General features: G+C 38.3%; 22 protein-coding genes and 2 pseudogenes. 12 read left to right on the forward strand and 12 right to left on the reverse strand.

The annotated features are described in order from the left end of the window. Window positions 1-160: 160 nt before the first annotated feature. A complete protein-coding gene (locus MUW56_RS11245; RefSeq protein ID WP_292013282.1) occupies window positions 161-1,381 on the forward strand; it encodes a cysteine desulfurase in 1,221 nt (406 codons plus the stop codon). A 91-nt stretch (window positions 1,382-1,472) separates the two neighbouring features. On the opposite strand, the gene hemE is transcribed toward MUW56_RS11245, so the two are convergent. From hemE to hemA, 4 genes are all read right to left on the reverse strand, one after another. After that, the gene (hemE, locus tag MUW56_RS11250; RefSeq protein WP_292013283.1) at window positions 1,473-2,504 is read right to left on the reverse strand and encodes a uroporphyrinogen decarboxylase; all 1,032 of its coding nucleotides are present in this window, start codon (window positions 2,502-2,504) and stop codon (window positions 1,473-1,475) included. A 47-nt stretch (window positions 2,505-2,551) separates the two neighbouring features. Then, window positions 2,552-3,232 (reverse strand): uroporphyrinogen-III synthase, encoded by a 681-nt coding sequence (locus MUW56_RS11255; RefSeq protein ID WP_292013284.1) that lies wholly within the window; start codon window positions 3,230-3,232, stop codon window positions 2,552-2,554. Window positions 3,233-3,303: 71 nt separating this feature from the next. Further along, window positions 3,304-4,212 (reverse strand): hydroxymethylbilane synthase, encoded by a 909-nt coding sequence (hemC, locus tag MUW56_RS11260; protein WP_292013285.1) that lies wholly within the window; start codon window positions 4,210-4,212, stop codon window positions 3,304-3,306. Continuing rightward, window positions 4,199-5,473 carry a glutamyl-tRNA reductase gene (hemA, locus tag MUW56_RS11265; protein ID WP_292013286.1) on the reverse strand — a complete coding sequence of 425 codons (1,275 nt, stop codon included), beginning with the start codon at window positions 5,471-5,473 and terminating at the stop codon, window positions 4,199-4,201. The genes hemC and hemA overlap by 14 nt, the downstream gene beginning before the upstream one ends. A 468-nt stretch (window positions 5,474-5,941) precedes the next feature. On the opposite strand from hemA, the gene MUW56_RS11270 reads away from it, so the two are divergent. The 6 genes from MUW56_RS11270 to MUW56_RS11295 all read left to right on the forward strand — a co-directional run bounded on the left by MUW56_RS11270 (window position 5,942) and on the right by MUW56_RS11295 (window position 12,299). Beyond that, window positions 5,942-6,967: a rod shape-determining protein gene (locus tag MUW56_RS11270; RefSeq protein WP_045491741.1), complete on the forward strand. Its 1,026-nt coding sequence runs from the start codon at window positions 5,942-5,944 to the stop codon at window positions 6,965-6,967. Between the two features lie 28 nt (window positions 6,968-6,995). Further along, window positions 6,996-7,850 carry a rod shape-determining protein MreC gene (mreC, locus tag MUW56_RS11275; RefSeq protein WP_292013287.1) on the forward strand — a complete coding sequence of 285 codons (855 nt, stop codon included), beginning with the start codon at window positions 6,996-6,998 and terminating at the stop codon, window positions 7,848-7,850. Next, window positions 7,843-8,349, forward strand: coding sequence for a hypothetical protein (locus MUW56_RS11280; RefSeq protein ID WP_027371971.1), 507 nt, complete (start codon window positions 7,843-7,845; stop codon window positions 8,347-8,349). Before mreC ends, MUW56_RS11280 begins: the two co-directional genes overlap by 8 nt. Then, window positions 8,346-10,391, forward strand: coding sequence for a penicillin-binding protein 2 (locus MUW56_RS11285; RefSeq protein ID WP_292013288.1), 2,046 nt, complete (start codon window positions 8,346-8,348; stop codon window positions 10,389-10,391). Before MUW56_RS11280 ends, MUW56_RS11285 begins: the two co-directional genes overlap by 4 nt. Beyond that, complete coding sequence (gene rodA, locus MUW56_RS11290) at window positions 10,388-11,617, forward strand: rod shape-determining protein RodA (protein ID WP_292013289.1); 1,230 nt, start codon at window positions 10,388-10,390, stop codon at window positions 11,615-11,617. Before MUW56_RS11285 ends, rodA begins: the two co-directional genes overlap by 4 nt. A gap of 103 nt (window positions 11,618-11,720) precedes the next feature. Next, window positions 11,721-12,299 carry a pentapeptide repeat-containing protein gene (locus tag MUW56_RS11295; protein ID WP_292013290.1) on the forward strand — a complete coding sequence of 193 codons (579 nt, stop codon included), beginning with the start codon at window positions 11,721-11,723 and terminating at the stop codon, window positions 12,297-12,299. Window positions 12,300-12,512: 213 nt separating this feature from the next. Here the strand turns inward: MUW56_RS11295 and MUW56_RS11300 are convergent, their stop codons facing one another. Then, window positions 12,513-13,223, reverse strand: a complete 711-nt coding sequence (locus MUW56_RS11300; RefSeq protein ID WP_292013291.1) for a C40 family peptidase — start codon at window positions 13,221-13,223, stop codon at window positions 12,513-12,515. 338 nt (window positions 13,224-13,561) lie between these two features. Continuing rightward, window positions 13,562-15,757 carry a glutamine synthetase III gene (locus MUW56_RS11305; RefSeq protein WP_292013292.1) on the reverse strand — a complete coding sequence of 732 codons (2,196 nt, stop codon included), beginning with the start codon at window positions 15,755-15,757 and terminating at the stop codon, window positions 13,562-13,564. Between the two features lie 312 nt (window positions 15,758-16,069). On the opposite strand from MUW56_RS11305, the pseudogene MUW56_RS11310 reads away from it, so the two are divergent. From MUW56_RS11310 to MUW56_RS11330, 5 genes and pseudogenes are all read left to right on the forward strand, one after another. Further along, window positions 16,070-17,760: pseudogene (locus tag MUW56_RS11310) on the forward strand (hypothetical protein). Between the two features lie 217 nt (window positions 17,761-17,977). After that, complete coding sequence (locus tag MUW56_RS11315; protein WP_292013293.1) at window positions 17,978-18,448, forward strand: DUF1572 domain-containing protein; 471 nt, start codon at window positions 17,978-17,980, stop codon at window positions 18,446-18,448. Between the two features lie 138 nt (window positions 18,449-18,586). Further along, window positions 18,587-20,425, forward strand: a complete 1,839-nt coding sequence (locus tag MUW56_RS11320) for a M1 family metallopeptidase (protein ID WP_292013294.1) — start codon at window positions 18,587-18,589, stop codon at window positions 20,423-20,425. Window positions 20,426-20,528: 103 nt separating this feature from the next. Next, window positions 20,529-21,285 (forward strand): annotated as a pseudogene (locus MUW56_RS11325) (type III pantothenate kinase). A 72-nt stretch (window positions 21,286-21,357) separates the two neighbouring features. Further along, window positions 21,358-21,891 carry a GNAT family N-acetyltransferase gene (locus MUW56_RS11330; protein WP_292013295.1) on the forward strand — a complete coding sequence of 178 codons (534 nt, stop codon included), beginning with the start codon at window positions 21,358-21,360 and terminating at the stop codon, window positions 21,889-21,891. Between the two features lie 162 nt (window positions 21,892-22,053). Here MUW56_RS11330 and MUW56_RS11335 read toward each other — a convergent pair whose 3' ends face one another. The 6 genes from MUW56_RS11335 to MUW56_RS11360 form a co-directional block, all read right to left on the reverse strand. Beyond that, window positions 22,054-22,485: a nucleoside deaminase gene (locus tag MUW56_RS11335; RefSeq protein ID WP_292013296.1), complete on the reverse strand. Its 432-nt coding sequence runs from the start codon at window positions 22,483-22,485 to the stop codon at window positions 22,054-22,056. A gap of 80 nt (window positions 22,486-22,565) precedes the next feature. Next, complete coding sequence (locus MUW56_RS11340; protein WP_292013297.1) at window positions 22,566-23,075, reverse strand: hypothetical protein; 510 nt, start codon at window positions 23,073-23,075, stop codon at window positions 22,566-22,568. A gap of 162 nt (window positions 23,076-23,237) precedes the next feature. Further along, window positions 23,238-24,158 carry a WYL domain-containing protein gene (locus MUW56_RS11345; protein ID WP_292013298.1) on the reverse strand — a complete coding sequence of 307 codons (921 nt, stop codon included), beginning with the start codon at window positions 24,156-24,158 and terminating at the stop codon, window positions 23,238-23,240. Window positions 24,159-24,622: 464 nt separating this feature from the next. Continuing rightward, window positions 24,623-24,793 carry a hypothetical protein gene (locus MUW56_RS11350; protein ID WP_292013299.1) on the reverse strand — a complete coding sequence of 57 codons (171 nt, stop codon included), beginning with the start codon at window positions 24,791-24,793 and terminating at the stop codon, window positions 24,623-24,625. Between the two features lie 198 nt (window positions 24,794-24,991). Then, window positions 24,992-25,546: a hypothetical protein gene (locus MUW56_RS11355; protein ID WP_292013300.1), complete on the reverse strand. Its 555-nt coding sequence runs from the start codon at window positions 25,544-25,546 to the stop codon at window positions 24,992-24,994. Window positions 25,547-25,550: 4 nt separating this feature from the next. After that, window positions 25,551-26,234 carry a hypothetical protein gene (locus MUW56_RS11360; RefSeq protein WP_292013301.1) on the reverse strand — a complete coding sequence of 228 codons (684 nt, stop codon included), beginning with the start codon at window positions 26,232-26,234 and terminating at the stop codon, window positions 25,551-25,553.

Consider the following 26,234-nt stretch of genomic DNA (forward strand, 5'->3'; position numbering starts at 1 on the left):
TATTTTCCTTATACGGCTTATCAGTTTTTTCCGCTATAGGCTATTGAATATTTCTATCAACTGACAAAGATCAGCGCTCAACCAAATGCTTCCTTTCGAAAAAAAAGCCGTAAATTTGAAGAGTTCTAAATAAGAACGTTTTAATTTAAAATATAAATAAATGTTTGACATTCAGGAAATAAGAAGCCAGTTTTCTATATTGGACAGGGAAGTAAATGGTAAGCCGCTGGTGTATTTGGATAATGCTGCTACCTCTCAAAAGCCAAATTCGGTTTTAGAAGTCTGTCACACATATTATACCGAACTTAATGCTAATGTTCACAGAGGAATTCATACACTGAGCCAATTGGCAACAGAGGAAATGGAGCTTTCCAGAAGAAAAATCCAGAAATTCATTAATGCTGAACATGATTTTGAAGTTATATTTACCAAAGGTACAACGGAAGGATTGAACCTCATCGCCTATATTTTGACCCAAAAATTGAAAAAAGATGATGAGATCATTATTTCATACCTTGAACACCATTCCAACATTGTGCCCTGGCAGATGCTTTGTGAAAGAACCGGAGCAAAGCTTCGTATTATCCCTATTGATGAAAATGGGATTCTTCAGATGGATCAGTTTGATCAGCTCTTGAGCGAAAAAACAAAGGTGGTTTCTGTCAATCAGGTATCCAATGCCTTGGGAATCGTGAATCCTGTGGACGAAATTATTGCAAAAACGAGAAAGAATACGGATGCTTACATTGTGATTGATGGAGCTCAGTCTGCTCCACATTTCAATATCGATGTTCAGAAGATGGATTGTGATTTCTTTGTGTTTTCGGGGCATAAAATGTATGCTCCAATGGGAACCGGTATTTTATATGGGAAACGCGAAGTACTGGAAGCTTTGCCGCCATTTCATGGAGGAGGAGAGATGATTGCTACCTGTTCTTTTGAAGGAACTACATATGCAGGATTGCCGTTTAAATATGAAGCCGGAACCCCTAACGTGGGTGGAAATATTGCGCTGGGCGCTGCTGTTGATTTTATGAACAGGATAGGGCACGGAAATATTCAAAACCACGAAAATGCGCTGCTTGAATATGCCCAGAGACAGCTTTTAGAAATAGAAGGCCTTAAAATCTACGGTGAAAAAGCAAAGAGAACAGGTGTTGTTTCTTTTAACTTGGAAGGCGTAGGGATTTCTTCTGATGTAGGGATGATCCTTGATAAAATGGGAATTGCTGTAAGAACGGGGCATCACTGTACACAACCTATTATGAACTTTTTTAATATCGCAGGAACTGTAAGAGCGAGCTTCGCGGTGTACAACACTTTCCAGGAAATCGATATCCTGGTAGAAGGAGTTAAAAAAGCGCAGCGAATGCTGAGTTAGAATTAATAAATACATCATAAAAAAGCCCTGTCAGTAAATGGCAGGGCTTTTATTATAAGATACACTTATGGATCAGGTTCCATAGTTGTTTTTAAAGATTAGGCTTCCAGTCGACTACAGCTCTGATGAATGCTTCTGCATTTTCTACAGGGATGTTGGGTAAAATACCGTGCCCAAGATTGGCAATGTATCTGTCTTTTCCGAAACGGTTGATCATCTCAGTGACCATTTTCTTGATGGTTTCAGGAGTTGAGTGAAGCCTTGCGGGATCAAAATTTCCCTGTAACGTCATGGTATGATTGGTTAACGTTCTTGCGAATTCCGGCTTGATAGTCCAGTCGACACCAAGAGCAGAAGCTTTAGACATAGTCATATCTTCCAATGCAAACCAGCAACCTTTTCCGAATACGACCACATGGGTAAGAGGACTTAGGGCTTCCACGATCTGGTTGATGTACTGCCATGAGAATTCCTGGTAATCAGCAGGGGAAAGCATTCCGCCCCATGAGTCAAATACCTGTACGGCAGAAACTCCTTTTTCTACCTTTCTCTTTAAATAGGCAATTGTAGTATCTGTGATCTTCTGAAGGAGTAAATGAGCAGCCTCAGGCTGCTGGAAACAGAATGACTTTGCAATATCGAAAGCTTTGCTTCCCTTTCCTTCTACACAGTAACAAAGGATCGTCCATGGAGAACCTGCAAAACCGATCAGAGGAATTTCATTATCCAGCTTTTGAAGAGTCAGTTCAATCGCATCAAAAACGTATCCTAAAGCATCGTTCACATCCGGCGTCTCAATATTCTGAACCTGTTCCATTGTTCTGATCGGAGTGTCCAGCCACGGGCCTACAGATTCCTTCATTTTGAAGTCAATTCCCATCGCTTGAGGTACTACCAGGATATCAGAAAACAGAATCGCAGCATCCAAAGGAAATCTGCGGATAGGCTGTATTGTAATTTCCGCAGCAAGTTCAGGGGTCTGGCATCTTGTAAAGAAATCATATTGGTCTCTCAGAGCAATGAATTCCGGCAGATATCTTCCAGCCTGCCTCATCATCCAGACAGGAGGTCTTTCAACGGTTTCTCCGCGAAGTGCTTTTAAATATAGGTCGTTTTTAATCATAATCTATTTAAACTAATAGTACCGCCAAAGTTTCGGTAACAGCTATTTTATTTACTCCCGGTTTCTCTTCTTATCAGGTCAAAGATAGAGATCAGATTATTGTCTTCAGAAGTAAAGATTTTTTCTTTGGTATAATTTCTCAATTCACCGGAAGTGGTTTCGCCAATCGAAAACAGCTTCATCCCTTCCAGGGAATTTTGCTTTGCAAAACTACGAACTCCGCTCGGACTAAAAAATACTGCAGCATGATATTTTTCAGTTATTAAAGGATGGGTTTCCTCGGTATTATAAACAGTAACCTTTTTATATTTAATGTTTTGTAAAGGAAGGTCCTTGTCCAAAACATTAATGGCAAGATTGCCGCAGAAGTGAAGGAATTGCTCATGCTGGCATTTGCCAATGATAAACCTGGACAGCATCTCTGCATTCTTTACTACTTTAAAAGTTCCGAATCCGTGCTTTCTCAATGCCTTTTTAGTCTTTTCGCCCACACAGTAGATTTTATTGTAATTTTTTGCAGTAAAATCCTCGTTGGGCCGGAAGCGGTTTTTAAAAAATGAAATCACTCCGTTCACACTGGTGAAAATCAATGAATAGTTTTTCAGATCAAACGGACTGATCATGATAGGCTGGGTCTTAATTACCTCAACACAGTCAGCCGAAACATGCTCTCCTAATTCTTTGGATATAATCGTCTGGTCTATATTTTTGGTAAATAAGATTTTCATGTCTTTAAATTTAAAACTGAAAAGGAAAAATTGATGAGTGTTGAATGTTGAATGGAAAATCTAAAACAATATTAGATCTGGCTTTTGATTTCAGCCATTAATTCTTTTCCACCGTTTTCAAGAACTGCCTTGGCATACTTTTCTCCAAAATTCTCTGTTGAATTGTACTCAAAGTTTTCATCTACGGCAATACAGTTTTTACCATCCAAAGAGCAAAGCGCTGCTTTAAAGCGGATCTGGTCGCCGATGATTTCTGCAAAGGCTCCGATAGGGGCTGTACAGCCTCCTTCCAAAGTGCTTAAGAAGTTTCTTTCAATCTCTACACAGATTTGAGTTGCCTTGTGGCTGATCTGGTGTAGTATTTCATTGATCTCAGGTTTACCGGAATGTCCGGCTACTGCGATAACACCTTGTGATGGTGCTGGAATCATTAATGGAAGCATCTCGTAATCGATTTCCATTTTCATTCTTTTAATTCCGGCCAGAGAAAGAAGAGTTGCATCAAAGCTGCCATCTTCAAGTTTTTGAAGACGGGTCTGGATATTTCCACGAATATCTGAGAATTCTGTTGCCGGGTAATGTCTTAGCCAAAATGCTCTTCTTCTCAAACTGCTCGTTGCCAGTTTCAGTTCATGGAATTCTTTATTCCTCGCAGACTCTTTTCGGATCAGAATGTCCTGGGGATAATCTCTCTCCAGACAGGCAACGATCTCAATATTTTGAGGGAGCTGTGTAGGGACATCTTTCAAAGAATGTACGGCAATATCGATTTCGTCATTCAGTAATGCGACATCAAGGTCTCTTGTAAAGACCCCCGTGATGCCTAAAGAATATAACGGTTGATTAAGGTTTTTATCGCCAGAAGATACGATAGGAACAATCTCCGTTAAATAATTGTTGTTCTGAAGGTGCCTCGCAACCTCTCTAGCCTGCCAAAGTGCAAGTGCGGAATTTCTCGTTCCGATTCTAATGCTTTTCATTGAATTCGTTGTTTGGTTGTTCAACTAATATTTCGTGCATTAATTTACTAATTTCTTCGGCTTTTAAAGGATTATCAATGATATATTTTGCAAAACGGTTGGTGATTTTCTGGATCATTTTATCAGAAAGTTCCATGTCCGTGATGTTTATGTATTTGTTCTTTTTATAAAAATTATGCATTTCATTGCGTTCCATGTTCTTTAAAACGGCTTTGAAATGATGAATATTAGGGGCTAATTTTCTTTTTTTCTCCCATTCGATGAAGTCTTTCATCAGTTCCTTGATGATCTTTTCCGCTTTTGGGATCTCTTTTTCCCGCTGCTGGATCGTTTCCTGGATTTGTTTTGAAAGTTCATCAACGTCAATCAGGGTTACATTTTCATTTTCCGTAACGTTCTTTTCCACATTATGCGGAATGGAAAGATCAATCACCAGTGTTTCTTTTCCGTTCGGGAAATGAGTCTGGTTGATAATAGGATGTTTTGCTCCTGTTGCCACGATAAGAATATCGGTGTTCTTTAATTCCTTGTCAAAATCAGAATAATCAACATGGGGAATATTATATTTCTGGGAAATCTTTTCAGCTTTCTCCTGTGTCCTGTTGGCAATCTTAATTTTCGGCTGATAAACATGCTTTACCAGATTCTCCACCGTATTTTGTCCGATTTCACCCACTCCCAAAAGAAGGATATTTTTTTCATTGATTCTCTTCTGGCTGTTTAAGATATAGTGAACGGCAGCATAGGAAACGGAAGCTGCTCCATTGGAAATACCGGTTTCGTTTTTGATTCTTTTCGAGATCTGGATGGCCGCATTGATTGCTCTTTCCAGATAGGGGTTAGAGTTCTGTCTTTCTCTTTTAAAGCGGCTATATGCTTTTTTGATCTGCCCGATGATTTCAAAATCTCCGATGATCTGGCTTTCAAGACCGGCTGCTACTCTGAAAAGATGAATTAAAGCCTCTTCTTTGGTAAGGATATTGGCAAACTGAAGGAAGTCGGTGAGCTGTACTCCGATTGTTTTACAATATTCTTCAGCAACCAAAAGATAATTCGGCGAAGTGGTATAAATTTCGGTTCTGTTACAGGTGGAAACCACAAAAGCATCTCCCAGATTTTCCTGGTGGACCTGGGAAACAAAGTTTTTGATGTTTTCATCAAAGAATGCAAACTTTCCTCTCGTTTCGACATCAGCTTTTTCGTAGCTTATGGAAAGCACGGCAAAATTTGATGTCTGATGAATGTTGGAATACTGTAACATAAGCAGTCGCAAATTTACGTTTTTTTTAATTAACCTGCCTCTGATAGTGTATATGATAATTATCGTAAAAAACTATAGTGGGCGTTCAACATTATGCTTGAGGCCGGCAATTAAAGTTGAGGCAGAAACGGCGAAGAATACTTAAAAAGCGAAGAAAGTAAAAGGGAAATTGCTGAATTAAAAAGTTCTGAGGGATGTTTGTAATGAATATCTGATATTTTTTACGGACAGATTCTTCTGCTTAGCCGTCGGTCTTATTTGCTTTCTCAGCTTTCTTCACTATTTTACCTTTTTGACTCTTTATTTCCCCTGTTAATTTTAGTTTAACTCAAAGTCTGTAAATGTCTAAAGTAAAAGTTAATAAAGAATTATAAATTTTAATAAAATTTTAACCAAATTATGTTGTTGTGAAATTTCTTTAGTAGTGTTAAATTCATATCTTTGTAAACTTAAAATCAGAAGAAAAATATGAGTTTATTTGATATGTTTACGCAAGAAATTGCGATAGACCTGGGAACGGCTAATACCCTTATCATCCATAATAATAAAATTGTTATAGATCAACCGTCAATTGTTGCAATTGAACGTTCTACGGGTAAACCCATTGCTGTAGGTGAACAGGCTAAGCATATGCAGGGCAAAACTCACGAGGATATCAAGACCATTCGTCCTTTGAAAGACGGGGTTATTGCTGATTTCCACGCTTCTGAACATATGATCAAAGAATTTATCAAAAAAATCCCTGGAATCAAAGGTAAATTCATTCAGCCTGCATTACGAATTGTAATCTGTATTCCTTCTGGCATCACTGAAGTTGAAAAAAGAGCGGTAAGAGATTCTGCTCAAAAAGTAAATGCAAAGGAGGTAAGATTAATTTACGAACCAATGGCTGCTGCAATAGGAGTTGGAATAGACGTACAGAAACCTGAAGGGAATATGATCATTGATATAGGTGGAGGGACTACAGAAATTGCTGTGGTAGCTTTAGGAGGTATCGTATGTGACAAGTCCGTAAAAATTGCAGGAGATGTATTTACCAATGATATTGCTTATTACTTAAGAACCCACCATAATCTTTATATTGGAGAAAGAACTGCTGAAAGAATTAAAATTGAAGTAGGTTCTGCAGTAGAAGACCTTGATGTGGATATCGAGGATATCCCGGTACAGGGTAGGGATCTTATTACAGGGAAGCCTAAAGAAATAATGGTTGGATACAAAGAGATTGCACGTGCATTGGATAAATCCATCATCAGAATTGAAGATGCTGTAATGGAGACTCTTTCTCTTACTCCGCCGGAATTGGCAGCTGATATTTATAAAACCGGTATTTATCTTGCCGGAGGTGGCGCGCTATTAAGAGGTCTTGCGGATAGAATCCACAAAAAAACAGGTCTTCCTGTATTTGTAGCGGAGGATCCGTTGAGAGCTGTTGTTCGCGGAACGGGTATTGCTCTTAAGAATATGGATAAGTTCAATTTCTTAATTAAATAATTCTAACTTTTTACGACTTTATATCTGAATGGGATTTTTGCTGAGATTATTTTCGAAGAATACTCTTTTCGTCTTCTTTATATTCCTGCAAATTATTGCTTTGGTTCTGATATTCTCCAGAAATGCCATGCAGAGATCCTGGGTAGCAGGCCAAACGGCTGCGCTGAATTCCTGGGTATCCGGATATATTGATGAAGGAGTTTCTTATCTGAAGCTTAAACAGATCAATGAAGATCTTGTGGTTCAGAATAAAGCCCTTATGGCTGAGCTTTACGGAAAGGGCGGAGCAAAAAATCCAGTCTTCCGAAAAGTTCATGACACCATTGGTGGCGGGCAGATCTATACTTTTGTTGATGGGGAAATTGTTTTTAACAGCATCAACAGAAGAAATAACTACTTTACCATTAACCGGGGCCGCAGAGATGGGGTTTTTCCTCAAATGGGCGTAATGGCCCCGAGAGGTATTGCCGGGATCGTAATCAATTCTACCGACAGCTATGCATTGGTACAATCTGTATTAAGTGTCAACAAGATCAGAATTAATGCGGCACTGAAAAATTCAGGATATTTCGGAACATTGACTTGGAATGGGGATAATTCTCGTGTCATGCATCTTGCTGATATTCCAAAATATGTAGCCTTAAAAATAGGGGACAGTGTGGTGACGGACGGAAAGTCTGCCATCTTCCCTAAAGGAGTGATGATTGGTACTATTGCGGGATACTCCGTAGATAATAAAACAGGTTTCTGGGATATCTCGGTGGAACTGAGTGAAAAAATGGGAGCGTTAAATAAAGTGTATGTAGTAAAGAATCTTAAGAAAGCTGAAGTGCAGAAGATTCAGGATACTATGCAAGCTGTAATAAAAAAAGAAAATGATTAGCAGGACTTTATTTACGGATATATTGATCATGATTTTTCTTGTTGCATTACAAATATTTGTATTGAACAGGATTACCCTTTTCGGGAAGTATACTCCGGTATTATATCCCGTATTTGTCATGTTTTATCCTTTTTTCAGAAATAAGTTTCAATTCCTTGCATTAAGCTTTTTAATAGGACTGTCAATTGACGGTTTTCTTTATTCATGGGGTATCAATGCCTTTGCGACTACTTTGATCGCGTATTTCAGGACATTGATATTCAGGACTTCTACCGATACCTCAACAGACTTTTTCTCTTTCCAGTCCCTTCAATGGGCGCAGTTTTTGCTGTTTTTATTTTCAAGTATTTTCCTGCATCAGCTTTTAGTACAGTATATTGAGTTCTTTAAGTTGAGCAGATTTTTTGAAATATTATTTAATGTGTTGGTGACCAGTGTAATTTCATTTATCTTTATAGTCATTTACGCATTAATATTTAAAATCAAACAGAAAGTTTGAACACACGTTATTTAAAAATCTTTTCGGTCCTTGTTGTGATCGCCCTTATTTTTGTGGCGAGGCTTGCTTATTTGCAATTGTTTACAGACCGTTATGCATTAAATGCAGCGAATACCTCCATCAAAACCGAATATGTCATTCCACAGCGTGGAGTCATTTTTGACAGGAATGGTAAAATCATGGTAGGAAACCAACCTGCTTATGAAGTCTCTTTTACACAGGCATTGATGAAGCCTGATTTTGATACCCTTGGTTTCTGCAGTCTGATGAAGATTACCAAGGCTGATTTTATCAAAAGAATTGCTGTTATCAAAAAGGAAAAGTATTATTCCAAACTGACTCCGATGACTTTTATGAAGGATCTCAGCAGGGAAGATATTGCAAGAGTTCAGGAAATCATTTTTAAATACCCTGCCTTTACTATTGTACAGCGTCCGCAGCGTCAATATGAAGTGTCTACATCAGGAAATCTTCTGGGATATACCAGTGAAGTAAACGAGAGGGATATCAAAAAAGATTCTGTATACTATTTACCTGGAGATTTTATCGGAAAAACAGGGGTGGAGAAATCTTATGAAACAGAACTTCGTGGCATAAAAGGAATTAAATATATCCAAAAAGATATCAAACTTCGTAATATCGGATCTTATAAAAACGGAACATTAGATAAAGATGTTGTTACAGGAAAAGATATTACATTAACTATTGATTATGATCTTCAGAGAATGGCTGAAGAAATGCTTGTAAACAAGCACGGGGCAATTGTAGCTTTAGATCCTAATAATGGGGAAGTATTAGTTGCGGCAACCGGACCGGATATTGATCCGAATCTTTTCACCGGACCTTATAAATCAAAAAATTTATACGCGCTGTCAAGAGATACGCTTTACGAAAATAAACCCACTTTTGATCGTTCTTTACAAGCAGGATATCCTCCGGGGTCAACTTTCAAATTGTTGACTGCCCTGGCTGCCATGCAGATGGGAGTAATGGATGAAAAGACTATTTTCCCTTGTGGAGGCGGATTTTTCTATAAAGGCAAAAGAATTAAAGGTCATGGTGGGGCTGAACCGCTTATTCCTTCAATTCAGGTTTCCAGTAACTGTTTTTTCACATATGCATTTATTGCAATCATCAAAAAATATCCGGGGAATCCTTCAAAAGGTGTTGATGAATGGAAAAAGATCATGAGCAGCTTTGGAGTTGGAGAGTTTTTAAATAATGATTTTGCTGTGGGGGCAAAAGGAAGAATCCCTTCCGGAGATTTTTACGAGAAAAGGTTTAAAGCCATCATGAAAGCAAGTGGTTCCAAGAGAACTGATTTTAAAAACTGGGATGAGATGTCAACGGGTGCTATTTATAATGGGATGGGACAGGGAGATGTTTTGGTAACCCCTATTCAGTTGGCAAATTATGTGGCTGCTATTGCTAACAAAGGATGGTATTATACACCGCATATTGTAAAAGGAATTGACGGAAAGCCAAATCCTGATCCAAGGTTTAAGGTGAAGCATAAAACTTTAGTGGATCCAAAACATTTTGAGCCGGTTTTAAAAGGTATGGAAGCTGTGGTTTTGAGAGGAACAGCAAGAGGGTTGAAGTCCAATGATTTTACACAATTGGCCAAAACAGGGACAGCACAGGTTCCGCAAGGAAAGGATAATTCAATCTTTGTATTGATTGCCCCTGCTGATAAACCTAAAATTGTGGTGGTTGCAGTAATGGAGCATGCGGGATTTGGTGCTACATGGGCTGGTCCGGCTTGTACAGTAATTGCAGAAAAATATATCACAGGTGATCTGAAACGTGAAAATCTTTATAAAAAGATGATTACTTCCAGCTTTATGCCGGAATATAAGAGACAATGGGTGATTGACCTTAAACGTAAAGGATTGTACATTGATCCTAAACCGGATTCAATTAAACAAAAAAGAATAAAGGATAGTCTGGAGCTGGTGAAACAGCAAAAAGCCAAACTGCAAAAGAAAATAGAAGAGGAAACTAAAAAGAATAACACTGCTAAAAAAACGGTAAAGCAATGAAATGGATGGAAGGAATAGATAAACTGGGCCTTGGGCTGTATTTCCTGCTTTGCATCTTTGCTATTGCAAATATTTACAGTGTTGACCAAAAACTGGGCGAGAAACAATTAATCTTTTTCTGTATTTCGCTATTCGTGGGACTTATCATATTTTTCAGCAGAAGTAAGTTCTTCGAAAATATGGCCGGGATTATTTACATTGGCGGAGTCTTGTTGCTTATCGGACTTTTCCCGTTTGGAAAAGAAATCCTGGGGCAGAAGAACTGGTATAAGTTCGGAAGCTTTACCATGCAGCCTGTAGAATTTGCGAAGATAGGTACGGCGCTTATGCTGGCCAATTATGTTTCCGGTCCTGATTTTAATCTGAAAAACAAAAAATCCCTATGGATGGCCCTGGCCATTATTGGTATTCCGGCTGCCGTGGTGCTGGCGATTCCGGATGTGGGATCCATGCTTGTTTTTATCGCATTTTTCATCGCATTATATAGAGAAGGGCTGAGCGGGCTTTTATTTGGGATAGGTTTTATTTTTGCCGGTGTATTTTTGATTGCACTTGCCGTCCCGCCTGTGTACGTTGCAGCAGCAGTGGTGCTGATTGCTGGAGTCCTGATTGCAATGAACTATCATAGGATGTCCTGGGATGTTATCTCTATTTCCGGAATTGCAGGATCTGTTCTTCTGTTGTGTGGGCTGGCTTTTGGTTCTCCTTATATCTTAGAGAAACTTCCGAAGCACCAGAGAGAAAGAATTGAAGTCCTTTATAAGGGAGAAAAAGCATTCAGGGATACTTCAGGGTATAACTTATTATATTCTAAAACAGCGATCGGATCAGGAGGTCTTTTGGGTAAAGGATACCGGGAAGGATCCGTTACTCAGGGAAAATTCGTTCCGGAGCAGGAAACCGATTATATTTTCTGTACCGTAGGCGAAGAATGGGGTTTTATTGGAAGTGCCGTTCTTATTTTGTGCTATATGGTATATATAGGCAGGATCTATTATCTGGCCGAGAAACAGAAATCCACCTTTAACCGGGTATTTGGCTATTGTTTTGCATCCATTCTGCTGATGCACTTTTCAATTAATTTAGGGATGGTTATGGGGCTTTTCCCTACCGTAGGGATTCCTCTTCCTTATTTCAGTTATGGAGGAAGTTCTTTGCTGGCATTCTCCATGATGACATTTATTTTCTTTAAACTCAACTATTCGGATAAGAACAGTTTGGTATAGCTTGTTTTCGGTGAAGGTACAATCACAAAAAGGGTAATGCTATACGGTATTCAGATATCTGCCGGACGGGAGATGACAGGACATTTACAAATCACAGAAACTTATGAAAGAAGCTTATACTTCAGACCAAAATTTTGAAAATACAGATTTTGTCCGGTTCCCTTTGCAAAAAGGCGAATATGAGAACTGTACTTTCCGGGGCTGCAATTTTGAATATGCAGATCTGTCAGGATTCAGTTTTACAGACTGTGAATTTATGGGGTGTAATCTCAGTATGGCAAAACTTGTTAAAACCGCTTTTCGGGACAGTGTCTTCAAAGAATGTAAGATGCTGGGGCTTCAGTTTAATGACTGCAATGAATTTGGATTGTCTTTCACATTTGACAGCTGCTCACTGCATAATTCGGTTTTTTATCAAACCTCAATTAAAAAAACAGTTTTTAAAAATTCTAAACTCATTGAAGTGGATTTCGCTGAATCTGACCTGTCGAACGCTGTATTCAGTCACTGTGATTTATCAGGCGCTATATTTGATGATACCAACCTGGAAAAGGCAGATTTTAGGTCTTCTGTCAACTATTCGATAGATCCTGCCTTAAACAAGCTTAAAAAGGCTAAATTTTCACTTTCTGAAGTCTACGGGCTCTTATATAAGCTGGATATAGAGATTGACCGGGAGTAGAAGCTGGAAATTAAAGGCTGAATGAGCAGGCCGGTAAAATGTCTTCTGTGTATATAATCCAAAAATCAATGGTATTGAGCTAATAAAATCCTATTGGAGAAAAAGAAGGAGCAATAAAAAGAAGATCCTTTAAGAGATCAAATTGACTAGTCCTGAAAATAAAAAAGCCATCAAAAACTGATGGCTTCATTATTTAAATCAATTATTTAAAAATTAAAAATTTGCTGATGTAGCTGGAGTCACAGCGGCTAAGTTGTTGTAAGCTTCTCCTTCTTCGTTAATCACTCTTTTTGCGAATCTGTACTTAGGTCCCCAATAAGAATCATTAAGTGAGGAAATCATAACTCCTTTTGATGTTGCTGCGTGGATGAATTTTACCTCACCATCTTCAGAAACACTTTCTACAATACCTACGTGAGAAATTCTTCTTCCGTGAGAAAAGAAAATTAAATCTCCTTTCTGCAGGCTTCCTTTTTCAATTCTTTCTCCTTCCTGAGCCTGAGAAGCTGCTACCCTAGGCAAGCTGAGACCTGCTGCTGCTCCGAAAACGGAAAGAACGAAAGCTGAACAATCAATACCGTTTCTGGTCGTTCCTCCATATCTGTAAGGAGTTCCCAGGTATGTTTCTGCTTCTGTAAGGATACCGTCAATGGTTTTGTTGTATTTGACTGCTTTTGCAATCTCTGAATTCTTAATCGCTTTTTTAGTATTGGCTATAGATGCCGCCTTTTCAGCAAGAAAAGAATCGATAAGCTTTTGCTTATCCTGCTCCATTCTTTTGTTATCAATAGAGGCTAGTTTGGCATCTGTTTTGTATTCTTTAGCGTAAGTTGCTGGTTTTGAAACCACATAATTAGTAGCACACGATTGCATCGAAACTGTAGTAACTATAGCAACTAAATAAAACAAAACTCTTTTCTTCATATATATTTGATTATCCGTGTTAAAAGGAATATTTATTTTCAAAAGCAATACAAAAGTAGAGATTCCAAATAAAAGACCCCTGATATGATAATTGTCAGGATCTTATTTTAACACATTTTAACATATTGTTTACATATGTTAAAGAAAAATAAACCGCAACTGCCTGTTTTTGGTAAGTCTGCGGTTTTTTTTATTAAGATTCTTTAACAAACTCTATCGATTTTCTTCTATATATCGTGTTTTGTGATTTAAAACTCCAATTTTTCAGGGTGTTAATAAAAACAAAAAAATTCCCCGGAAAACCGAGGAATTTAAACTAATATGGAACTTTACAGATGCTATTTTGTAAACAACATTTCTCTGTATTTTGTCATCGGCCAAAGCTCATCGTCTACCATCATTTCAAGAGTATCAGAAGCTTCTCTGATAGGATCGAATAGAGGTTTTACTTTGTTGCAGTAGGCTTCTGCCTGCTTTTGGCTGTCTGATATGCTTTTGGCTGTTTCTCTTGCTTTAATAAGATCTTCAACCCCTAATTTAATTTTGGATACATTCTCAGAAATGTTCGTGATCAGGCTCATTTGTTCTTTAGCCAATGGCTTGAACTCTTTGTCTCCGAAAATATCTTTAAGGCCTTTCACGTTTTCAATCAATCTGTTCTGATACTTTAAAGCGGAAGGAATAATATGGTTTCTTGCGATATCGCTTAAAACTCTTGCTTCAATATCGATGACAGTAGAATATTTTTCAAGTTTGATCTCGTTTCTAGCTTCTACTTCTCTGTGATTGAAAATCCCCATCTCTTCATACAGATCCAGGAACTTCTTATCCATTTCCTGCTTCAGGGCTTCAGGAGTGGTTTTTAGATTGTTTAATCCTCTTTTCTTAGCTTCTTTTGCCCAGTCATCAGAATATCCGTCTCCTTCGAACATAATGCTCTTGGATTGTTTGATGTATTCTCTTAATACATTGAAAATGGCTTCGTCTTTCTTCAGCCCTCCTTCAATAAGGGTGTCTACTTCTTTTTTGAAATCGTTCAGCTGTTTTGCTGCAATGGTATTCATTACCGTCATAGACTCCGCACAGTTGGCAGACGAACCTACCGCTCTGATCTCAAATTTGTTTCCTGTGAATGCAAAAGGTGAAGTTCTGTTTCTGTCTGTATTGTCCAGCAAGATTTCAGGGATTTTTCCAACTACATTTAATTTCAATTCCGTTTTTTCTTCCGGAGATAATTTTCCGCTGGTTACTTTTTCAAGCTCTTCCAAAACGCTGAACAACTGGCTTCCGATGAAAACAGAGATGATTGCCGGCGGAGCTTCGTTAGCCCCAAGTCTGTGATCATTGCTCGCAGACGCAATACTTGCTCTTAAAAGATCTGCATATTCATGAACCGCTTTAATCGTGTTAACGAAGAAAGTTAAGAACTGTAGGTTTTTCTTTGGGTTTTTTCCCGGGCTTAACAGGTTTTCCCCTGTATCTGTTGCTAAAGACCAGTTATTGTGTTTTCCACTTCCGTTGACCCCTGCGAATGGTTTTTCATGGAATAGGATATGGAAATGGTGTTTGTGTGCCACTCTTGCCATGATATCCATCAATAATGAATTGTGGTCTACGGCAACGTTTACTTCTTCAAACATTGGAGCCAGCTCAAATTGGTTTGGTGCTACCTCGTTATGTCTTGTGGTTGCCGGGATCCCTAATTTCATACATTCAATTTCCAGCTCTTTCATGAAATTCATGACTCTTGTGGGAATAGAACCGAAATAGTGGTCATCCAGCTGCTGTCCTTTTGCAGGAGAATGTCCTAATAATGTTTTACCTGTTAATACAAGGTCCGGACGTGATTGATATAGTGCGGAGTCAACCAGGAAATATTCCTGTTCCCATCCTAAAGTAGGTGTTACTTTGGTTACGTTCTTGTCAAAATACTGCATTACATTCGTTGCAGCCTCATCTACAGCGTTCAATGCTCTCAAAAGAGGAGCTTTGTAATCTAACGTTTCTCCTGTATAAGAAATAAAGATGGAGGGAATACACAATGTAGTTCCCATGATAAAGGCAGGAGAAGTAGGATCCCAGGCTGTATATCCTCTCGCTTCAAAGGTGTTTCTGATTCCTCCGTTCGGGAATGAAGAAGCATCGGGTTCTTGCTGGATCAACATGTTTCCGCTGAATCTTTCGATGGCTCTTCCTCCTTCAATAGGAGTAAAGAAAGAATCATGTTTTTCCGCGGTAGTTCCTGTTAAAGGCTGAAACCAGTGAGTATAGTGGGTGACACCTTTGCTCATTGCCCAGTCTTTCATTGCTACAGCTACCTGGTCTGCGATATGTCTTTGGATTTTAGTTCCTTTTTTAATGGCATCCATAATAGAGCCGAAGGCTTCTTTTGTTAAATATTCTCTCATGGTTTCTTCTGAGAAAACATTTGTACAGAACAATTCAGACAGTTTGGCAGGAACCTCAACAGAGTTATCTTTTCTGAAGTCCTTAAATGGTAGGGTTTCTAATGCTTTGAATCTTAAGGTTGACATATTGGGGTGATTTTTACAGGGCAAATTTACAAAAAAAATAAAACGAAAATGATTTAACCCTAAAAAAATAGGGGTGTTTTGAAAAATTATATAATTCAAACGTTGGTTTAACGTTTTTTTACAGGGGTATAAGAAATGTCTACGCTTTAAAATGAATCTTCAAAGCCTGTTTTTAAAGGGGAAAGATTATAAAATACCGGATAAATTGTTGATGGATATAATATACAAGATTATATTGGATTAAACGACTTATTAAAAGATAGTTAAAATAAAATGGACAAAGATTTTGTATATTTGTGTGAAATTTATTTTATGACAAATTCCAGAGCAAGAGAGACAACAGAGGCTATTGAAAGATTATACATTTCTATGAGACACTTATTTTATAGAGGATTTTTCAAGCCGGGGGTGTTTCAGGGGAGAGCCTTAGAAGTTTGCTTAAAACAATCAATCCGGAGATTTATGGTACCATGAATATTCCCAATAAATTGGAGCTTGACGGGTTGATGTATGTTTTAGACAGGCTTCCTGAAGGAATTGAGGAGTGTGCTTTTATTCATCTTACATCTGATGAAGGTTTTGATAAAGGAAGTTTCGAACCTATTGTTCCTAAGAAAAGAAGAAGAAACTGTTATAGAATAGACGAACACCAGATGAATATTGAGGTTCTTTTGGGGCGTTCCGAAATTTATGACATTCTTACCCACCTGACATTCCTATTTATAGAAGCAGATAAAATCCGTAACCTGGCTTTCATCCAGGATGAAAACTGGAAGCCTACCCGTGCCTTTAAAATTATTGAAGAGGTAGTAAAAGGGGAAAAGAAATACAGCAGAAAAGAAAAAGAGGTGGCACTTATTCACCTTTCATCCTTAATAGGAAGAACTTTTGATGAGACTTTAAGAGCTTATAATACGTTTGGAGATGATCATAATCCTGACCGCTTATTTAAAATCATCTACAACCTGGGAAAAGTAAGCCTTGAAGATGCCAAAGAAACAAGAGAGAGAGAAATTCATTTCAGTGCTATATTAAAGGAAAGAGTAGGACACCACTATTTTGGAGAAAAATGGGCGAACAAAGTGAAGGAGGTTTTATTTGAAAACAATCTCCATATGCGTCCTTTACATATTATTTCTGCCAATATGCATTCCGTGAAAAACATGCTGTATGCCAATGAAGCTCTTAAAAAGAAGCATCATCATGAGGTGGATTATAAACTGTATGAAGAGATTTCCAACAAGAAAGACCTTCGTGACAAAGTCCTAAAGTATGCTTTGGATGAAGGAATGATCCATATCGCTGATAAGAGCGGAAGCAATATAGATGTTCAGATCATTGATCTTAGCAAAACAGACTTGAAGAATACGCCGTTTGGTGATATCAAGTTTGGAGGAGATGATGTGGTGATGGTCTTTGACTATGCTTTCGGAGAACAGGCTTTTGAGGTAATGGATGAATTGCTGAGACCTTTCGAACATAAAGGGGAAGTATATATGATGCATGTGAAATCTGTTTCCATTATGGGGAAAGCAGGGATCCTTACCGGGGAGAAAGGGGATATTATGATTCCGACGTCCCATATTTTTGAAGGAACGGCAGATAATTATCCTTTCGAAAATGCATTAAAGCTTGATGACTTTAAAGATGATGAACTGAAGGCATTTGAAGGCCCGATGATCACTGTTTTAGGAACTTCACTTCAGAACAGGGATATCCTTTCGTATTTTATGAATACTTCATGGAAGGCCATTGGTCTTGAAATGGAAGGCGCACATTATCAGAAAGCAATCCAGGTGGCTTCCAAGATCAGACATCACATTTCACCGGATCTGTTCGTATGTTATGCGTATTATGCTTCCGATAACCCGCTGGAAACAGGAAGTACGCTGTCTTCAGGAGGTTTGGGACTTACAGGAGTGAAACCGACTTATCTGATTACGTTAAGAATTCTTGAAAAGATCTTAAGAAGCGGAAAGAAAGAAATTTCTGCCAAGAAATAATGGTAACTTTTAAGTTGTCATATCAACCTCAGATGTATTTTGCATTTGAGGTTTTTTATTTCTCAAACCAATAACACGAATTGTATTTTTGGAATCAGTTCCTCGCAGGTGGACAACCCCAGAAGATTTACTCATACAATCTGTATCACTGGAAAATCTGCGGGCGTCTAACCCCAATTTTTTAATTACTTATCTTAGAGAAACAAAAAAACAACCAATGAACTCAGGATTACAATTATCAAAAAGATTCAGGGAAGTCCTGCTTGACGGACTCTGGATTGCCAATACCAATTTTAAAGACCAGCTTTCGGATATTACCTGGGAGCAGGCTACCACAAAGGTTGATTCTCTGAACACGATTGCTATGCTCACTTTTCATATTCATTATTATATAGCCGGAATACTGAATGTTTTTGATGGGGGCTGCCTTGAAATAAAAGACAAGTTTAGCTTTGATCTTCCTCCGGTTGAATCTCAGTTTCAGTGGGAAAATTTAGTAAACAAATTATGGACAGATTCTGAAAAGTTTGCCGCGCGGGTCGAGCAGATGTCTGATGATCAGCTCAATGAAGTTTTTGCAGAGGAAAGATATGGAACCTATAGAAGAAATATTGAAGGAATGATTGAACATAGTTATTATCATTTGGGACAGATTAGCCTGATCAGAAAAATGTTGAAAAATCTATAGATTGTATGCGAAAAAAAGATTTAACCATAGCGGTTAAAAACAATCTAAAACTATATTAAACAGAACAAAATCCTGTTATAACTCCACATTTGAGGGTTTTATTTAAAATACCTACCTTTAAAAAAAATAAAATTTTAAATGAGAAAATCGGCTGCAATCATTTTTGCGTTTATCATTTCACAATTTCAGGCTCAGCAAGGAGCTTATTATCAGCAGGCTGCGAAGTACAAGATGGATATTGATGTCAATGCTGAAAAATTTACGTATCAAGGGAAACAGACCTTAGAATACACCAATAATTCACCGGATGAGCTGAAAGTGGTTTATTTCCATCTGTATTGGAATGCTTTTAAACCCAATTCCATGATGGATCAGAGAGTGGCCGCACAAGGGAAAAACGGAGACGGAAGGTTGCAGAAAGACGGTATCTCAAGACTGGCTTCCATTCCAAAAGATCAGGAAGGTGCTCAGAATATCCACTGGATCAGACAGAATGGGAAAGAGTTGAAGTTTGAAGTGCAGGAAACCATTATGAAGGTATATCTGGCAGAACCGATCAAACCGAATTCCACGACAATTTTCACGATGGACTGGGATGCGGTAATTCCGCAGCAGATCAGAAGAAGCGGAAGAAACAACAGGGAAGGAGTAGATATGACGATGACGCAATGGTATCCTAAAATTGCCGAGTATGACTATGATGGCTGGGCAACCTTTGACTACCTGGGAAGAGAATTCCACGCACCGTTCTCAGATTTTGATATACATATTAAGATCAACAAAGATTATGTAGTGGGAGCAGGAGGAATTCTTGAAAATCCAGCTGATGTAAAAGGATATGATGCCAACGCTAAAATTAAGACGGAGAAAGATAAAAAAGTGACCTGGAAGTGGACCGCTAAAAACATCCTTGATTTTGCTTGGAGTGCAGACAGGGATTATTCTGTTGAAAGTTTTAATGTTCCTGAAGGTCCGAAAGTATATCTGGTGTATCAGAAAAATGATAAAACCAAAGTTTGGGGAGAAGCACAGCCTTATATTACCAAATATTTCCAGATCATGAACTCTCATTTCGGGAAGTATGTTTATCCAACCTATGCATTCATCCAGGGAGGTGACGGCGGTATGGAATACGGAATGTGCACCATGATTTTAGGAGAAGCGAAAGATATTAAAGGACTGATGGGGCTGATGGCTCATGAAGGTTCCCACTCATGGTACCAGCAAATGCTTGCCACCAATGAATCTGTACGTCCTTGGATGGATGAAGGGTTTACGAGCTATGCCGAAGGATACACCATGTATCAGCTGTTCCCTGAAGAGCTGCCGAATCCTTTTGCCAAAACTTTAGATGCCTACAGAAACTTTGTGAAGAAAGGAATCGAAGAACCTGCTGTTTGGCTGGGAGACCACCATGACAACGGAACCGCTTATACCTATGCCTCTTATGTGAAAGGTGAATTGTACCTGGTACAGCTGGGATATATTATGGGTGAGCAGAACCTTGCCGAGACGTTAAAGCAGTATTATGATCAGTGGAGTATGAAACACCCCTCAGACAGAGATTTCCTTCATATTGCTCAAAAAGTTTCCGGAATGGATTTGAAATGGTTCCAGAATTATTGGATCAATACGACCAAAACAATCGATTATGGGATCAAGGATGTGAAGTATGATGCGAAATCCACAACCGTTACTTTGGTGAATAACGGACAGGTTCCAATGCCTGTTGATTTCAGCATAATGACCTCCGATAAGAAAGTGGTAACGTATCAGATTCCAATGAATATGACGCATACATGGAAGGAAAAAGATATCTACGGAGACTTTAAAACAATGCCTTACTGGCCCTGGACACAGAAAGAATATACGCTTACGATTCCTTATACAAAAGCCCAGCTGTCTGTTTTAGGAATAGATTTCAGCCAGAGAATTGCCGATGTGAATATGGCGGATAACTTTGTAGAAGTAAAATAAAAAGTTAAACATAGAGATAAAAGGAGTATTTTCAAGTACTCCTTTTATTTTTTTATAAATTTGGGATTCAAATTTTTTCAAATCATAGCCTGTTAAAATAGAAATGAATTCAATTGTAATCAACGTAGGGAACAGCAATATCAGATTTGGCCTTTTCAATGGTGATAACTGTGATATTTCATGGGTGATCAATACAAAGCCTTACAGAACGGCAGATGAACTGTACGTACAGATGCTGATGCTTTATCAGACGTATAAAGTTGAACCGAAAGAAATCGAAAAGGTCATTATCGGATCGGTAGTGCCCCAGCTTACCAAAGTGATGAGTGCTGCTATAAGAAAAATTCATGAAGTGAATCCTGTAATTGTTGACAGTACAACACCATCAGTTGTTCAGGCAAAATCTAAGTCGAGAGGAACGGATATTTATGCCAATCTCGTTGCAGCTCATATGCTTTATCCGGGGAAAAAAGATTGTTTTAGACTTCGGAACAGCACTTACGGCAAGCTGTATTTCAGAAACCGGAGAATCTTTGGGAGTAATTATTGCCCCGGGTATTATTACATCCTTAAATTCCTTAATCAGCCAGACGGCCCAGCTTCCGGAAATTGAACTGAAAAAGCCTAAATCCGTTTTAGGATTGGATACAGTAAGCTGTATGCAAAGTGGTATGGTATATGGGTTTTTAGGAATGGTAGAAGGCTTTATTGACAGAATAAATGATGAGGTAAATGACGATTGCTTTGTGATTGCAACAGGAGGCGTTTCTCATGTTTATAAGCCATTGACGGATAAAATACATTTGATGGACAGACTTCATACATTAAAGGGACTTTATTTCCTGGGAAAAGATTTATAAATTTAAAAGATTAAGATCGGGGTTACACTCAAACAATACCTTAGTCTTGGCCTCAACTTTAACCTTTATACAATGAAAAATTTTCCCATAATAGAAACTGAAAGGCTTATTCTCTCCCCGTTGGAAGAAAAGGATATTCCTTTTATTGTAGCATATCTTCAGCACAGGATTTATTCAGATTTTACCTCTAATATTCCTTATCCCTACACGGAAAACGATGCCAGGCTCTGGCTGAAAATGTCAAAAGAAGCTTTTGAAAATAATACGGGATATACTTTCGGGATCCGTAATAAAGAAGGGCAGATCATGGGTGCTATCGGCCTTCACGACAGAGATGATGATAAAGCAGAGCTGGGCTATTGGATCGGAATTCCTTACTGGAACAAAGGCTATGTCACTGAAGCAGCAAAAGCGATCGTGGATTTTGGTTTTAGTGAACTGGGATTCAATAAAATTTTTGCAACACACTTCCCCCACAATCCTGCTTCCGGAAAAATCATGGAAAAAATAGGCATGGAGAAGGAAGCTGTATTGCAACAGGAGGTCAAGAAAGATGGAGAATACTTTGATCTGGTGCTGTATTCCATTTTCAATGGTGAGATCTGATACTGCTGAACTGATTTTCCGGCTTGGGAAAATGGAATAGCTGCCTCAAAAGCCGCTATCTAACCTTTTTTTATGCTGCCCATTCCTTTTTAGCCAGGAATACCGTAAAATAGTAATGGGCATCGTAGCTCAAAAGACAGATGATCTCTCTTTTGAGGTATTTTATCTTTTACTTTTAAAAAATTCTTTCACTATCGCAGAGCATTCATTTTCCATGATGCCGGTAACGATTTCTGTTTTCGGATGCAGCGAAAGATGTTTGCTGATAAAACCTCTCTGCTCATCCCTTGCTCCGATTACAACTCTGGAGACCTGAGACCAGGAAAGAGCACCGGAACACATCACGCAGGGCTCCATGGTAACATACAGCGTACAGTTTTTCAGATATTTGCCCCCAAGAAAATTGGCGGCAGAGGTGATGGCCTGCATTTCCGCATGAGCCGTAACGTCATTTAATGTTTCTGTAAGGTTGTGGGCTCTTGCAATAATGCGGTTGTTTGAAACAACAATGCATCCGATAGGCACCTCATCTTTCTCTAAGGCCGCTTCAGCTTCCTGGAGAGCCATTTTCATATAATATTCGTCGGTAAGCATTTAATCAAAAGTTAGAGTTAATCCGTTCGTTGAGAAAATAAAAAATTGAATGTAAAAATAAAACAGGAGGTGATACTTCACTATTTGGACATCGTTAACGTTAAAGGGAGCCTGAACTGAAACCTTGCCGGATCGCCTTTGGCTATGGCCGGGACAAACTTTTCAGAAATGGAATATAAGGCAATTTCCGCCTGTCTGTTGAACGTAAAATTATCTCCCTGTGCATGAACGTTGCTGACGCTTCCATCTTTTTCTACAATAAAAGCAACACTTGTCTTTAGCATTTTTACTTCAGAATGAACCCCGTCTACATATAAAAGATCAGCAACTTCTTTTCTCAGGGTATTGATTCCTCCGGGATAATTAGGAGCCGTTTCTATATTCTCAGGGTTCTCATTAGAAATCTCTTTGAATGTTTTTATCGTCTCAAGATCTTCCAGGTTTCTTACTTTTAACAGGGCCCCGATCAAAGCTGTATTTTCAATACTGTCCATTTTTTTCATAAAATAGAGAAAATCACCCTGGATAGTTGCCTTTTTCAGCCTATTGGATTCTGTATCAAATTTTTTCTTGAATTCTTTATTCAGCATACTCCGGTGTTGATTATAATAATTTTTCACAAGTCTGAATTCCTCTTTCTGCTGTGACAGGCAAAAGGAAGAAATAAAGAAGAAAAAGCCAATACATAATGCTCTCAATACAGGTATATTTATGTAAATATAATCAAAAATACAATATAAAATTACAATCTGCTAGCTTTGAAGATAACGGTTCAGAGACTCCTGAAGATGATTGCGGATGTCATCAACTAAACATTTAGGTTCTAAGACCGTGACTTCCTTCCCATAAGAAAGGATCTCCTGCATAAAGTCATAGGTAGGATGGAGGAAGAACTCAAAATAAATCTCTTCCGGTGTTTCCCTGGTTTCTTTCTGAGACTGGTGGAGCGGAAAACTTCTGATGTATTCTCCCTGATGGCGGCTGCATTTCAACACGATATTCTGTGGCTTCTGCTGGGTCAGATTCATGACTCCGAAGGCATTTTTGAAGTGTTCTCTGAAATTATAGTTATATTTTTCGCGGAATTTATTTTTGCCTACATCCAGATAGTTGATCCTGTCCAGTCCAAAAGATTTCAAAACTTTGTCTTTGGTATCTATGGCGATGAGATACCACCGGTCTTTAGACTCCTTCAAAGCCAGAGGGTGCACTTTACGGGAAGTCATCAGTTTGTTTTTATAATTGTAATGTTCAAAACCCACCACTCTTTTATTACGGATGGCAAAGAAAAGGTCATAGAAATGTTCCACACCGGTTGGCTTTCGGGACTCAAAAAAGATGAAATCTGAAAAGTCCGGATGAAGATTCAGTGCATTGCTTACCTGGAAAGATTCCAGCAGCTTCTGGTTGTACTCGTCCACTTCCATGATCGGACGGCTTTCGATATAATACCGGTTGTCACCCTTTTTCTTGTTATGAATAGAAAGGTTGAAAAGATCCGAAATCTCACGGATATCCCTTTGCAGAGTACGGATAGAGTAGCTCTTGATCCCCGCATCCTGGAATTCAAAGGAGTTTAAAAGATAATCTTCCAGCTGAGAATAAGTAGCCGGAGAACTTTCTAATCTTTTGATAATTAAGGCATATCTTGTCAGATAAAAATCTTTTTTCATTTGTCTATTTTTATGCTGCAGTATGGCAGCGTTTCATGATAAAGTTTTATAAGACAAATATATGCGCTTAATACGACAAAACGTGTCGTGTTTTATTTTTTGTGGGAAAGTTGGTGGTAGGAAAGAGCAAACATCAGTATTTCTTTGACTTATTTTTTATGGAAAATAAGTGCCTGCCAGTTTCCAATTTTCTTTCCTGCATCTTTTACTATAAAAGCGAAACCAGCTATTTCCTGTGGGTTGCAGAAAAGGTCGCTGGTTTCATGAGATGTCAGGGTTTCACTTAAAAAGCTGATCTAAAATCTTTTTAAATGGTTTTGTTATGATTGTAAATACAGTTCCGGCTGCCCGCTCTTTTTGTGAATGGTGAATTCAAAGGTGTTGCGAGAATTGACGAGATTGCGGTGTGCATTATGGATGCATATAGTATGGCGGGCAGCTTCAGAACCGTTTTAAAATAGTATTTAAAATATATCTTCTTCAAGAACATCATTTTCAAAATCTTGTCTGAAAAAGTTTTCAATATCGTTGAGATAGTTTTCATAGTCCATCTCTGCATTTTCGATGTCGCTCCATTCTATGGTATAGAGATCTTCATCGAAGATGATATCTGTGTTGTGATTGGGTGTCTCCATGTTTGGTGCTTTAAAGTTTTGGTTAAGGTTTGAACATATGTTGGGCTGTTCAGCATAGATAAATGTTGAATTCAAAGGCTTTTTAAATTTGTATTGATTGCTTTTTTGTGTTTTGTTTATATTTCAAAAGTAATAGGGCAAAGCGACAAAACTTGACGTATAAAAAAAATAGCTCAATTTTTTTGAGCTATTTTAGTGTTAAGAAAAATCCCTGATATCGATCTCATCCGCAATAAGCATAATGATATCCATTTCTGAAAGCATCGATTTGAGCTTCACACCGCCTATTTTTAAATCCTGATCAGAGAGAATGTACCACCAGACTTTCTGAATAAAATCTTCAAACTTTATTTCCGGTGTATAATGCAGCGCTTTTGTTTGGGCTGTTAAAGCCAGGATCTGCTTTGTAATTTCTCTGCACTCATTCATTTTTCCTTCATGTGGCAATAATACGTTGAGCACGCAGTTCTGTGCATCGTAGAGAAGGTTGGCTGTAATTTTAAGTTGATTTTTCTTCGTATTAAATCCTCTTTCATCGCTGATCTTTCCTGCCAGAATCTTACTTCTGAACCCTGCGATCTCAGAAACTTCACTTATGGTATGGGTAGACAGGATATCTTCTACGGTCTTCAGCCACGATACCATCTTTTCAATAAAAAAAGGATCTTTTTTCTCTAAAGAAGTAACAATTCCCGGAAACTCCAGAAGCTGCTCCTTTAATTGGGAAACTAAAATAAACTGTGATTTTTTCATTCTGTTATTCAGGGATTAACGTTTCTACAATATTTCCATTGATATCTTCATATCTTGACCATTCCATTCCTGCTTCACTAACGCTCATTTTAGCGAAAATCAGACATTTGACATCAAGCTCCATCAACTTGCTTGCTTCTACGATAATCTCCTGATCATCAGTTTTTTCAATGACCCTTTTTGCCTCATACACAATTCTGTTGTGAATGCTTTGTAAGAAAAAATCAGGTTCTGTAATTTTCCAGGCAAAATTGGAAAGGTTTTTACAGAATTCCACAATATATTTAGGAAGCTGATCAAAATATTTGAGTTGAGAATCCGTAATGACCGTGGTATTTTCTTCTCTGATCTTTTTGATGATATCATAATAAGAATTTTCCTGTTCCACCAGGAAAGATCTTAAATACTGATCGTTTTTGGTGTCTAAAGGATTATAGTCTGTTTTGGCTACTTTGATGATTTCATCATAGGTAAAGTCTCTGAAAAGCATTTTGGGTGAACTTCCCGCTTTGGCAAAAGGAATGGTAAGATCTACTGTCCCGACTTTCATTCTTGGAATCGAAAAATGTTTCAATAAATCATCTTTAGCGTATTCTTTTGCGATCTGTATGGTTTGTAAATCGGCCATCTTTCTCGCAGCAGCAATTTCAGAGACAATACCTCCCAGGTATTCATTCAATTTTGGCAT

Source organism: Chryseobacterium sp., from assembly GCF_022869225.1.
Taxonomy (GTDB): Bacteria; Bacteroidota; Bacteroidia; order Flavobacteriales; family Weeksellaceae; genus Chryseobacterium.